Genomic DNA, 13,445 nt, shown 5'->3' with positions numbered 1-13,445 from the left:
TTGACAGGCCGCGCGGATCTGCCGATACTTTAGAATATACCGCTTGCTTATCTTTCGAAGAAAGGAAGCTATTCCAAAGTGAAAGGGCTTACAAAATATGTGAGCGGCATATCCATCCATAATAAGATTTTTATTGCGAACCTGCTGATCATCGTGTTTTTTATATCGAGCCAATCGATCTTCACCAACAACATCTCGCAGAAAGCCATCATCGAGAAGGCTGTCAACGATTCCTCGCGGGAGCTTGTGCTGATCAGGAATAACCTGCAAACGCTGTTATCGACGATCGAAGACTATTCCAAAATTCTGGCGAGCGATTATCGCTTGCAAAACGTGCTTTATAACGACTTGCTGTTGAATAACGATTCCTATGCGCACAAGCCTGTGGCAGGACTCAGCAACCTTTCCATGAATAAAATTCTCTCCGAAACGATCAGCAACATCGTGGAGCCGAACACCAAAATCAAAGCGGTAAGCATTCTGACCGCCAATCGTCAATGGGTGGACGTGGGCTTTGCCGATAATGAATACGCCTCCCGCCTGTTCGGCGACGGGGACGAGCGCGCGGATCGTTTCTACTTGCCCGTCTGGACCGGTCTGATCCGCTTCAAATTCAGGTACGAGGGAGAAGACAACGTATTTGCGGTATCCAAGACGGTCGTTCACAAAGATACGGGAAAAACGATCGGACGCGTTTTTTTGTACGTCAAAGAAGACGTCATCACTTCGATCTATGAGGAGGGAAAAAACCATAAGGGCGGACAGTTTTACATCTTAGACGCAGAGGGCAGCATCATTTCCGCCAAAAACAAAGATTTGCTGTACCGTAAATTCGACGAAGCGTTCTCCATCGCCATTCCCGACTTCGGACAAAAAGACGTCAGCTTTACGCAAACCAGCGGCAGCAAGCGGATGCTCGTATCCACGCAGCGCTTCACACCGCTCCAATGGACGATCGTAAGCACGATTCCGATCGACGAGATCACGCTGGAACGCAAGAAAATCAACCAGTTGATCATTGGAATCGGCGCCGTATGTTTGCTGCTCGCATTGATCGTTTCCTTTTTGCTGTCCCGTTCGATCACGCGTCCCATTTTTCGCCTCGCCAAGACGATGAGAGAGATTCGGACGGGCAAGATGCAGGTCAGAAGCGCGTACCAGTCCAGAGACGAGATCGGGTATTTAAGCGACGGGTTCAACAATTTAATGGATCGCATTGAAGCGCTGATGGCCGAGAACACGGAGAAGCAGAAAACGAAGGCCGAGATCGAATTTAAATTGCTGCAGTCCCAAATCAAGCCGCATTTTTTTTACAATACGGTTGAAACCATCATCTCGCTCATCAAGCTGAACATGGGGAGAGAAGCGATAACGGCAGCGCAATATATGGCGGAATTTTATAAAGTTTCGCTAAGCAACGGGAACGATATTATTTCGATCAAAGACGAGATGCGTTTAACGGCAAGCTATCTGGAAATTCAGCAGCTGCGTTACGTGGAATATATGGCGTACACGATGGAGATCGACGACGAGATCATGACCTATTCCATTCCGAAGCTGACCTTGCAGCCTCTCGTGGAAAATGCGATCTATCACGGACTGAAGATGAAAAGCGAAAAAGGATTCGTACGCATCGGGGGCCGGCGAGTGGGCGAAGACGTGCACATCGAAATTTTCGACAATGGGGTCGGCATGCGCGAAGATCAAATCCAGGCGATGATGACCAAGGAAAGAAGCGGATTCGGATTCAGGAGCGTAGCCGACCGGATCCGCATGCTGTACGGAGAGAGATACGGGCCGAAAGTGGAAAGCGAGTATGACGCCTTCACGAAGATAACGATCGTATTGCCTCTGAGACGTCTATAGCGCGTTGCGCGAACCGTTAAGCTAATGTTACGACGACCCGCTCCGGGCGGGGAACAGGAGGATCGGTCATGTATAAGGTGCTTATCGTAGACGACGAGTATTACTTCAGGCAAGCCTTGAAAATATCGCTTCCGTGGACGGACCTGGGCTTTCAGATTGCCGGGGAAGCGAAAAACGGGGCGGAAGCGCTGGCGCTCCTGCCCGAGTTACAGCCCGATGTCGTGCTGGTCGATATGAATATGCCGATCATGGACGGCATCGAATTTATTCAAAAAGCGAAGCAGCGGGATCAGGATACGAAATTTATGGTGCTGTCGGGGCACAGCGAATTTGTCTATGCCAGGCAAGCCGTGCATCTGGGCGTGTTCGATTACGTGCTGAAGCCGATTAACGAGGGAGAACTCCGGGGCTCCCTGCTGGACATGAAGGAACAGATTCAAACGGAGCGTATGGGCCGGATGGAGCTTGAGGATCTGAGGAAGAAAGCGAGAGACAGCTTGCCTGTCTTAAAAGAGCAGGTGCTGAACGGTTTGCTGCAGGGGAACGGCCAGGCGGCAGCGGCGTCGGGTCAGGAGCGGTTGGCATCCCTCGGAATCGATCTGAAGGGGCCCTATTATTCGGCGGTCGCGATCGATCTGGACCCTTGCGACGATTGGAATCGCGAAGAGGACCCGCTGGCGCGCAAGGCTGCCGTTCAGGCGATCGCGCAGCGCGAGATGGAGAGCGCTTACCCGTGTGCCGTCTGCCGCGATTATGAGGACCGTCTCGTCCTCGTCGTCGGATCGCCGGACGGCTCGTCCGACGCACTGGAAGCCATGTGCAGAACGATTCGCGACAAGGTTCGCGAGCTGCCGTGCTCGGCAACGATCGGGATCGGGGGCGCCTGCCGATCGTTGGCTGCGATCTCGGGTTCTTACAAGGAAGCGCTGCTTGCCTTGAAGCGCAGGTTTGTGATGGGGGGCGACGAAGTATTCGCGTATGCCGCAGCGCCGGAGACCGGCATGAACGTCAGTTTGTTCCCGGTGGAAAAAAGGAGCGGTTTGCTGATGGGCATGCGCGTCGGCAACCCGTCCGAGACGGAAGCGTGGCTTGCGGATTTTTTCGGGCATGTCCGCGCCAAGCAGGCCTCGATCGAAATGCTGCTGCTCGCCGGCATGGAGATCGTATCGACTTGCGTGGAGTTTCTGGCCGAAGCGTCGCAAAGCTTCGAGGACGTGTTCGGGCAGGAATCGCAGCCCGATATGCTTCAGCGCGTGCAGCAGATGAAAACCTTAACCGAGCTGGAAGGCTGGATTCGTGCCTTGATATTAAAAGTAATGGACCATGTGCATCGCCGCAAACCGAATCGTTCCGCCAAAGTCATCGAGGAAGTTAAAGCGTACATTGCGAGTCACTATGGGAATGAAGAGCTGAGAATCGAAGATATTGCCAAAAGCGTACATATGAATTACAACCATCTCTGCTTTGTGTTCAAAAAGGAAACGACGGTCACCATTAACGACTATCTGACCGAAACGCGGATCATGAAAGCAAAGGAACTGTTCGACCGGGGGGATACGGTCATCCAGGTCGTAGCCACGCGGGTGGGATACGCGGATGCCAATTATTTCGGGAAGTGTTTCAAAAAGTATATGGGCATTCCCCCGAGCAAGTATATCAACAAGATGGGTTAAAGCTCGTTCGAACGAAACGGGATGAAGCAGGCCGACGCCGCGCTTCATCCTGTTTTGCGTTTTGGCGGTAGGCACCCCACTGGTCGCCGCTTGTTGCGCTGGTTCGCGGCACTGGGGTTTGGGCGAAGAGGCGCTGTACGACGCCACATGGGCGTGATAGTGGCGCCGGCCGGGGCAAAGAGGCGCTGCACGACACCACATGGCGGACGTCGTGGGCGAACCGTGGCGATTAGGCTGAAGTTTGCGACAGTTTCATTTTTTGCCGTCAATTTTACTTCCGGGCCGAGAATAATCTCTGTACTAAAATTGGGAAGATTCGTAAGATAAATTCAAGGTTGATATCGCTTTCAAAGACGCGTCAACTTTAAGAAAAGGTCGATACGCAGGGGAGGCAAACGATGAAAAACAATTCAATGGCAAAGGCTGCGATCCTTATGGCGGGCGCTTTGCTGGTACTGTCGGCATGCAGCGGCAAAAATGAAAACAGCAACAGCAAGCCGTCCGACAGCCCGTCGGTCGCGGCGGGGAGTTCGGAAGCAGCCCCCACGGAGAGCGCCAAGGAGAGCGCGGGGACGGACGGCAAAAAGATCAAAATGAGGGTCATTACCATTACGACTGACGAGAATCGCAACAACATCATGGATAAGTATATTAAGCCGAAGATTGCGGAAGCGCTGCCGAATCTGGAGGTCGAATTCGAGCCCGGCGGCGGCGGCGAGGATATGGCGAACAAATTGAAGACGTTAAACGCGTCGGAGGATATGCCGGACGTCTTCTGGAACGACGCAGGCTACTTCACGCCGCTGAAGAGCACGGGCAGCATCATGGACCTGACCTCCTACATCTCCAATGACGGCTTCCTGAGCAAGTATGCGGTGCCGGATGCGCTGAAGCACGTCGACGGCAAGATTTACAGCCTCTCTTCGGGGGCCGACACGTACTTTACGCCGGTGATCTTCTACCATAAAGATATGTTCGAGCAAGCCGGGGTCAAGGCGCCCGCTACGTTCGACGAGTTCCTCCAAATCTCGAAGACGCTCAAGGGCAAAGGCATGGTGCCGGCGGTTACGCCCGGCAAGGACGGATGGGGCGTGAAGCTCTTCATGCTGCAGCAGATGATCCAGATCGGCGATCCGCAGGCGATGGCGGACCTCGTGAGCAACAAAACGAACTTCGATAACCCATCCGTCCAGGAGGGAGCGGCCCGGATCGAGAAGATGGTCAAGGAAGGCGTGTTCCCGGACGGCATCGCCAACCTGGATTACGGACCGGCGATGGAGATGTTCACGTCCAAAAAGGCCGCTATGCTCATGATGTTCACATGGGAGCTGCCGAATCTCGCGAAAGACGAGACGGTCGATTTCTTCCCGTTCCCGAGCGCCGGCGACAAGTACGACCCGACGAAATCGGTGCAGTTCTGGGGTTCTCCGCTGAACGGCTATGCGGTGAGCGGCAAGACCAAGCACCCGGAAGAGGCGGTCAAGCTGGCCGAGTTCCTCGCCATGGCGGATGCCCTGTACTTCGAGACGACCGGAGCGCCGATCGCCCTGCAGACGGGCAACACCCCCGCGGACAAGAGCCCGCTGATGCAGAAGTTCGTGGACTGGTACAATCCGATCCCGAACAAGATCGCTTCGATGGCACTGAACTCGCTGGATGCGCGGACGTCGGCCGAGATGTCCACGGAAGGCGCTAACCTGCTGACGGGCGAATATGCCGCCCCGGATTTCAACAAAGCGATGAACAAGATCTGGAGCGAGAACACGTGGTTTGACAATTAACGGACCGGCAACAGCTAATCCCCCTCGGCGAACCCGCGGGGGGTTAGACATAAATTAAACGGTGGAGAGCGCTATGAACAAGTATTTCAGCACCAAGTTATCCATATTCGTGTTTACCGCGCCGGCCTTGCTGTTGTTTACCGTATTCTGCGTATACCCGCTGCTTCCGGAGATCTGGATGAGTTTGCACGACCATGACGGCTTTCGCAATCTGGGCTTTGTCGGATTGGATAACTACAGAGAAGTGCTGTCGACGCCTTCCTTTTGGACCGCTCACAAAAACACGTATCTTATCGTAGCCATATCGCTGCTGCTGGGGCTGCCCCTTTCCATGATGCTCTCGCTTTTTATGGACGTGCAAACGCCAAGGCTTCGCCGCTTTTTTAAGACGGCGGCCATGTTTCCCGCGATCCTGTCGGTTACGGTCGTGGCCCAGATTTGGCTTGCGTTCTACGAGCCGAACTGGGGACTGTTCAACAGCATCCTTCATTCCATCGGACTAAGCGACTGGACGCACTCGTGGCTGACGGAAAAGAAAACGGTCATGCCGAGCATCGGGCTGTCGTTCCTGTGGCAATATATCGGACTGAATGCCATCCTGTTCTATACGGGAATCAAGACGATTCCCAAAGACTATTACGAAGCGGCCTTGCTCGACGGCGCCAGCTTTGCGCAGGTGTGCCTTAAGATCACGATCCCTCTGCTGCAAAACGTCATCAAGTACGTATTGATCCTTTCTACGCTAGGTTCGATGGCCTTCTACTCGCATGTGCGCGTCATGACGGCCGGAGGACCCGGGGATACCTCGAGAACCGTCATCTACCAGATGTACTATACGGCGTTCGACACTTCCCAGTTCGGCAAAGGGACCGCCATTGCCGTGCTCTTCATTATTCAATGTCTCGTGATCTCTTTTATCATCCAGCGGTTTGTGGCGAGAGGGAAGCTGGAGTTCTAAGCTAGGGAGTGATTTTTCTGAAAGTGTTGAGCCGCGTATTTTGGGTGGCCGTCGGCTGCACGTTTTTGTTTCCCCTGTATTGGATGGTAACGATGGCCTTGAAGTCGAAGAACGAGGCTTACGCCAATCCCTTCGGCATTCCGACCTCTTGGGATTGGCTGAACTTTGGCGAAGCTTTGTCCAAATATCATTTTTATACTTACTTCCAGAACAGCCTGATCTATACCGCAGGGACGATCGTGCTCACGCTGACGACCGGCAGCATGCTTGCCTATTGCCTCAGCCGAATGCAATGGAGATTCAACTCGGCGGCGCTGTTCTATGTATCGTTAGGGCTGATCGTGCCGATTGAAGTCGTCGTCATCCCTTTGTTTCAGCTGATCAAGACGCTTCATATTAAAAATAGCTATCTTGGTCTCATCCTGCCGTATTCCGGGTTCGCGATCGCGTCCTGCGTACTCATGCTGTACGCGTTCCTGCGCTCGTTGCCCAAGGAGCTGGAGGAAGCGTCATGCATCGACGGAGCGAACGTGTACCAGACCTTTTTCAAAATTATATTTCCGATCGTCATGCCGGCGCTCATGACCCAATGCGTGCTCATTTTCATTCGCATTTGGAACGAGTTCCCCCTCGCTTTCATTATTGCTTCCAAGGACCAGTTCCGGCCGCTCACCGTGGGCTTGCTGAGTTACTTCGTTAACGTAGGGGTTGCGGATTGGGGACTGATCGGCGCCAGCATGCTGCTGTCCAGCCTGCCGATGATCATCGTATATCTGATCGGCAACGAAAAGATCGAAAACGCGCTGACGGCGGGGGCCATCCTCAAGTAATGAAGCCATGAGAGGCACAGGAGACACCGCCAAGGTGTCTTTTTTTGCATCCGAACCGTATCCCGTCCATCATCCCGAAAATATTCCTTATGCACGAACAATCGTCTCTGGGATTATGAGCGGATGCTAAGTATGATAACTGATAGCGCTTCCATTGTGGCTATAGGCGCGAATCGCTCGGAACCTGTAAAGCAGCGCACACCTAGAGAATAACAAGCTGAACGATAGAGGGACGGGAGGGGAGACGGTTGTAGGGATTCTAAATTTATACAGTCTAATTCCTGTCGCGTCAATTGAAAAACGCACGGTTCCCGAATGCATCCACGACGAAATAGATGTCTGCCCTCGGAAAAATACTACAAGTAAACGCACAAGCATCTGCATGGAGATCAAAGTAGGGTTCAACTATAATAAGTGAGAAATTTGAAAGCGCTTTTATTCATCATTTCCAAGGAGGTTTATGAAATTGAGAAAAAGAGTATTAATTTGGAGCATGACTTTGGCAATGCTATTTTCCATGCTTCCATTTTCAGGGAGGGTGGTCGCTGCTGGTGGCAATTCACCCGGTGCCACTATCTATGTTGCTACAACCGGCAACGATAACACAGGGGACGGAACACAATTAAAGCCGTACAGAACGATTGCCAAAGCAAAAGCAGTCGTAAGGACGCTGCCCAAGACCGGCGGCGATATCGTCGTTCAAATCGCAGATGGATTTTATTCGCTAGATGACACCCTGGTTTTCAACAAGGACGATTCTGGAAGCGCAACCAGTACGATTCGCTATGAGGCGGCGCCAGGTGCGAAGCCGGTAATCAGCGGCGGCGATATGCTGGAAAAAGGCGTATGGACAGAAGCTGTCGGCCTTACTCAGACTGGCGGCTTGAAAGCGTATAAAACGACGCTGAACCGTAGCGACAAGCTGCGCGCGATCTATGTCAACGATAAGCGCGCCAACATGACGGTGAGCCCGCAAGTCGCTTCGGGAAACAGAACCGTCACCGGTACGCCCACGGTCAGCTTTAACGGTACCGATAATCCTTGGGCGTGGCAGAACGGGAGCAACATCCGGGCGGCTATCGTATTCGATGCCAGCGTAGGTCTGACGACGGAAACGAAAAATCCGCAAAACATCGAAGCCGAAAGCGTTGGCGGCTCCACCGCTAGATGGGCGCGGCCTTTTGTTACCTTCGCTTCGATCGAACAAGCTCCGGCAGCCAGCAACAAGCCGGGCGGCGTCATGCTTCGTTTTCAGATGCCGTATGCGGCGATTTCACAGTCTTTGAGCAATAACACGCAATACAATCCAGGCAACAATCAAGTCATCCGCAATGCGTTCGAATTTTTAAACAAACGCGGAGATTTCTATTTCGATCAAGCGGAAAGCACGCTTTATTACATCCCGCTAGAGGGCGAGGATATCAATACCGCCGACGTAATCATTCCAAGGCTTGAGACGGTCGTCGATATCAAGGGGACCCCTGTAGGAGATCGGTTGAACCCTGTTGCAGGCTCGGATAACGGGCGTGTCAAGAACATCACCTTCGACGGGCTGACGTTTGCCCATACCGACTACAAACTGACTGAATTGACGGGTACCTATACTTATAGCGACGGATCGGGTCCGGTAACGACCAGTTCCCGCGGCTTCGCGTCCGTTCAGGGCGCGATCGTGAACACCGCTTACTTCCCGAGCAGTATTAACTGGCATGAGACATTCTACCGGAGTTATGACATACCGCCGGCTGCTGTAAGGATCAACGCGGCAAGGAATATCAAAGTGCTGAACGGCGAGATCGGACTTGCCGGATTTATCGGCATCCATGTGGAAAACGATGCCAAGGATATCGAAATTACCGGAAACTATATCGTGGATACGCTCGCTTCCGGTATTGTCATCGGACATCCGCAGCATATCTATGAAAACGATCAGGCGGGCTTGCATGAATCCAGCGCCTCAGCCTCCGGTACGCCAATCAAGAATTGGGCTGGCGTCGACAAGGAAAAATTCGCGGCGGGTACGGAAGCCGTACCGGAAAATATTTATATTACAAATAACTTTTTGTACCACACCTGCTATGGATTCCCGGGCGCCAACGCACTGGCTTCCTTTTACACCACGAACATGCAGGTACTGCACAACTACATTTACGACACCACCTACGGCGCCATGAGCATCGGCTGGGGCTGGGACGAGTATGACGGGTTCGGCTTTACCGCCCAGGGCACCAACAAGACCGGCGGCCCTTACCACGGTACGAGTGAAACGAGTCTGGCAAGGTCCAAAGATATCTCTACGACCTCAAGAAACAACAAGATCAACTACAACCGGATAGAGGAAATTTGCACGGTCGTTAATGACTCCGGCGCGATTTACTCTCTGGGACGTCAGGGCGATCCGGGTACTTTGCCGGGCGGAGGAACATGGGATACCGTCAACAACTTGACAAATGCCGCCGTCACCGACCCTGCGAACAACTGGAATCCTGACAACTGGACGAATTTCACGGAGATGAACTACAACTTCCTTAATCCGAATCCGACGGATAAACCGACGTCCTCCAACAACTGGACGAACGGGTTCCATCCCGACGAAGGCAGCACGTTCATCAAGTTTATTGGCAACGTCGTGCAGTCCAAGCTCTCCTATGCTCCGGGACAAAGCCGTCTGTATGAATTCAACAACTGGAAGCGTAAAAGCGATATGTATGCTGTCGGCGGTTATGTGGACGGGGATAACAACCAGAACGGCGCTCCCCGGATTACGCTTGACAATTACAAAAGCGTAGACCGCATCTGGCCGGTTGAAGGCAATGATATCGTTTTGAATTCGGGTCTTGCAAACGAATACACGGATATGATTCCGAACAGCCTCATTGCCGATACCGAGTTTGAACTGGCCTCCAACGTTATTCTGGGCAAAGGCGATAGGCTGAACCGCAGAGGTCTGCTGAAAGCTGAAGATACGGTTTGGCTCGCGCCTGCGAACACGACTGTCTTCAATGAAAGCGCTACGCAGAAAAAAGCTGCCGGCAACGCGAAGACAATCAGCGCTCCGACTGCTGCGGGAGCATACAAACTATATATCGTGTATGGAGACGGCACCCCGACGGCCACTTCCAAGTATACGGTATACGTCGACGCGAGCGCGTCAACGGCCAATGTCGACGAGGGGCAAAATTACGAAGTTTCGCCGGTACAGCCTCTTAAACTGACTTTGAATGGCAGCGGCAACACCTTTACGCTTAATGGCACCCCCGTGACGAGCGGGTACCAAATCGCCACCGAAGGAAGCTGGACTTTGGTAGTCAGCACGCCGACGGTGCCGAATTCCCAAACCATCAACTTTACGACCAGTGTATCGGAGGCCAACAGACTGCTCCCGGCCGAGGTGTCGGTAGCTCCGGGCGGGAAAGTCAGGTTTGCCTACGATTTGGACGACGCCTCAAAACAGATCTGGATATCCTCGTCGAGTGACGGAAACTTTGTTGAAAGCAACAAAGAAACAAAAGCCTCCGGCAACATGATCGAGATGACAGCGCCTCTGCTGCCCGGTCCATACATTATTTATGTACGGTCAAGCGAAGGCGATGTACTCAGCCAGTCGCATGCTCGTATTGTGGTGCGCGATCTGACGCCTGTCGATATTCCTCGAAACGGTCTTGATTTGTGGCTCAAAGCCGATGAAGGCGTGGAAAAAGACAGCAACGGAAACGTGACCGGATGGTCAAATATGGGAAGCATCCCGGCGAAGCTTGCCCCGGCAAACGTCCCCGGCAGCGGCGGTGATAATCTTGGAATACCGACCGGTAATCCCACGCTGAAGAACGATGTATACGACTATGTAGATTTCGGCGCGATGTCAAGGCCGCTTAAAGCTGCCGGCTTTAAAGATTATAACGGCAAAACGCAGATGACGATCTACGCGCTGGCTAAACCGACAGCCACGGCCAACAACTCCAGCGATCAAAGTGGCCTTGTGTATTTCGGTTTGAACGAGGCTTACCAAACCTGGGCTGCCAACAGCGGCTGGAGCGGTATTAATCTGGGTCTGGGAACAGACAGAGTTAACATCCGCTTTGGTAATACGGACGGTAGCGTATCGGGCGGCGGGCAGCAGATTGCAACCTCTGCCACTAACGGTCTGGTCAGCGTTCGGGCACAGCTGAACGGAAACAATCGATCCGTTTTTGTTAACAACAGCGTCATAGGCACCCCTGGAACCAATGCGAAGGCCCTTTTGGGGAACAGCTCGGATCTGGGCGTAGGCTACACGATGTCGGCTGCAACTCCCTACCGCTTCCAGGGCAGAGTCTTGCAGATTCTCATCTACGACAGAGTGCTGACTGCAGACGAAGTCACGAAAATAGAAACCTATTTTAACGAAGTCAAAGCCGGCCGCGGCGGACCTGCGAATCCAGTTGTCGCATCGGTCGACAAAACGCTCCTGACCGGGTTGATTGCGGACGTCGATGGCTTGGACAGCACGATTTACACAAGCGATTCATGGAACACATTCGCAAGCGCATTAAGCGAAGCCAATAGTGCCGTCTCCAATAGCGGGATCGAGCAGCAAGCGGCGGACAATTCGTATTACGCGCTGCGCAACGCATTCAAAGCGCTTGTGGCGACCGGCACGATTGAGCCGACCACGGCTAGCTTTGACAAGAATGTCGCCAATCAGGCGAACGTGACGACCGTTATGACACTGAACGGGAATAGCCTGAGCAGCATCGCGAACGGCAGCACGACCTTACAGCTTGGCGTCGACTACGCCGTTTCGGGCAATACGGTTACGATCAACAAGTCGTATCTGGGTACGCTGGCGGTGGGAACCGCTACGCTGAAGTTCAATTTCAGCGGGGGGGCAACGAAGGAACTCGTCATCACGATCTCCGATACGACGGTTAATGAGCCGTCGACGCTGAAAGCGGCCTTGACGGGACCGGCTTCCGTGCGGGTATCCCAATCCTTCGAAACGAAGGTAGCGCTTGAAGGGGTCGAGGAGAATTACAATTCCGCGAGCCTGGTCGTTCATTACGATCCGGCGAAGCTGGAATTTGCGACAGTGCTCAATTCGGACAACGAACTCATCCTCGGCGAAGGTGCAGCGGAATCGCTCGCACCGGGAGTCTCCATCATCGGAACGGGCGTTGTTCCGGATGAAGGCTTGATCATGATTATGCTGACTAGCACTTCGGGACATTTGCCGACAGGCACGGCCGACCTGCTGAAATTGAATGCCAAAGCGAAGGCAGACGCAACCTTCGGCCCGACAACCGTTACTTTATCGGATTTTGTCGTAGCCAATTCCGATGGTTCCGCAAATGTAGACGCTGCTGATGCGATTCTGTCGATCCAAGTCAAGCGGGCTGATACGACCGCGCTCCTGGCAGCGATCCAATCGGCGCAAGAGCTGCACGATATGGCCGTCGAAGGCGATACTCAAGGACAATATCCTGCAGGCTCGAAAGCCGTCCTCAACACGGCGATCAATGCGGCGAGAGCGATTGCGAACCAGGACGCTTCGACGCAAACGGATGTCGATAACGCGCTGGCCGGCTTGAATACCGCCGTTCAGACCTTCATCCAAGGTGTTGTCGGCATTAACAAATCGGTACTCAATACCGCTATTACGAGCGCAGAACAACTGTACAACGGAGCCTCGATCGGTACGTCTCCGGGACAATATCCGATCAATGCGGCGTCGGCTCTAAGCGGCGCGATCGCAGCGGCTAACGCGGTCCGCAACAGTACGTCCGTTACGCAAAATCAAGTTGACGAGGCAGTTGCGGCATTGAATGCTGCGGTCAGCACATTCCAAAACAGTGTCATTTCTCAGCCTCCGTTAGTTAACAAGTCGGCGCTGAGCGAAGCGATCATTGCAGCGGAAAGCAAGCTGGGCCGCGCTGTGGAAGGCCAAAAGATCGGACAATATCCGAATAGCGCGATCAGCGCGTTCAATATGGCCGTACAAACGGCTAAGACGGTATTTGGCCAATCAGCGGCAACGCAATCCCAGGTAGATGCTGCAGTAACGGCTCTCGCGAGCGCTCAGACGACGTTCGCAGGGCAGGTGGTTACGCTTGTGCCCGGACAATCCGCAGTTACCATTCGCGACTTGTCGATTATCGCCAAATACTTCAATGTGGATCTTACGGATCCGAACTGGAGTAAGGTCGAGAAAGCCGACTTGTTCAACAATGGCAAGATCACCATCGTAGAGCTGGCAGCCGTAGCCCGGATGATTATAGGCGATTGGCTGAAGGAACATCACTAATCAGATATAGTCCACATGCCCAATTCACAATTGGGCATGTGGACTTGTTAAAGAAAG

At 53.2% G+C, this 13,445-nt stretch carries 6 protein-coding genes; all 6 read left to right on the top strand.

The genetic code is table 11. The annotated features are described in order from the left end of the window. Positions 1 to 78: 78 nt before the first annotated feature. The 6 genes from KB449_RS24345 to KB449_RS24320 all read left to right on the top strand — a co-directional run bounded on the left by KB449_RS24345 (position 79) and on the right by KB449_RS24320 (position 13,388). Positions 79 to 1,866 (top strand): cache domain-containing sensor histidine kinase, encoded by a 1,788-nt coding sequence (locus KB449_RS24345; protein ID WP_282910840.1) that lies wholly within the window; start codon positions 79 to 81, stop codon positions 1,864 to 1,866. Positions 1,867 to 1,934: 68 nt separating this feature from the next. Next, on the top strand, positions 1,935 to 3,539 hold the full coding sequence (locus tag KB449_RS24340) for a response regulator (RefSeq protein WP_282910839.1): 1,605 nt from the start codon (positions 1,935 to 1,937) through the stop codon (positions 3,537 to 3,539). Between the two features lie 398 nt (positions 3,540 to 3,937). Further along, entirely contained in the window at positions 3,938 to 5,320 is a 1,383-nt protein-coding gene (locus KB449_RS24335; RefSeq protein ID WP_282910838.1) for an ABC transporter substrate-binding protein, read from the top strand. 73 nt (positions 5,321 to 5,393) lie between these two features. Next, positions 5,394 to 6,278, top strand: coding sequence for a carbohydrate ABC transporter permease (locus KB449_RS24330; protein ID WP_282910837.1), 885 nt, complete (start codon positions 5,394 to 5,396; stop codon positions 6,276 to 6,278). An 8-nt stretch (positions 6,279 to 6,286) separates the two neighbouring features. Continuing rightward, entirely contained in the window at positions 6,287 to 7,108 is an 822-nt protein-coding gene (locus KB449_RS24325) for a carbohydrate ABC transporter permease (protein ID WP_282910836.1), read from the top strand. A gap of 538 nt (positions 7,109 to 7,646) precedes the next feature. Continuing rightward, on the top strand, positions 7,647 to 13,388 hold the full coding sequence (locus tag KB449_RS24320; RefSeq protein ID WP_282910835.1) for a X2-like carbohydrate binding domain-containing protein: 5,742 nt from the start codon (positions 7,647 to 7,649) through the stop codon (positions 13,386 to 13,388). Positions 13,389 to 13,445: the final 57 nt, after the last annotated feature.

It is taken from the genome of Cohnella hashimotonis, assembly GCF_030014955.1.
Taxonomy (GTDB): Bacteria; Bacillota; Bacilli; order Paenibacillales; family Paenibacillaceae; genus Cohnella; species Cohnella hashimotonis.
This window is presented reverse-complemented; position numbering and strand designations above follow the sequence as displayed.

What these genes read in the sequence shown, in the direction of transcription:
- KB449_RS24340 (WP_282910839.1), top strand. Translation starts at nt 1,935, where the DNA reads ATGTATAAGGTGCTTATCGTAGACGACGAGTATTACTTCAGGCAAGCC.
- KB449_RS24335 (WP_282910838.1), top strand. Translation starts at nt 3,938, where the DNA reads ATGAAAAACAATTCAATGGCAAAGGCTGCGATCCTTATGGCGGGCGCT.
- KB449_RS24330 (WP_282910837.1), top strand. Translation starts at nt 5,394, where the DNA reads ATGAACAAGTATTTCAGCACCAAGTTATCCATATTCGTGTTTACCGCG.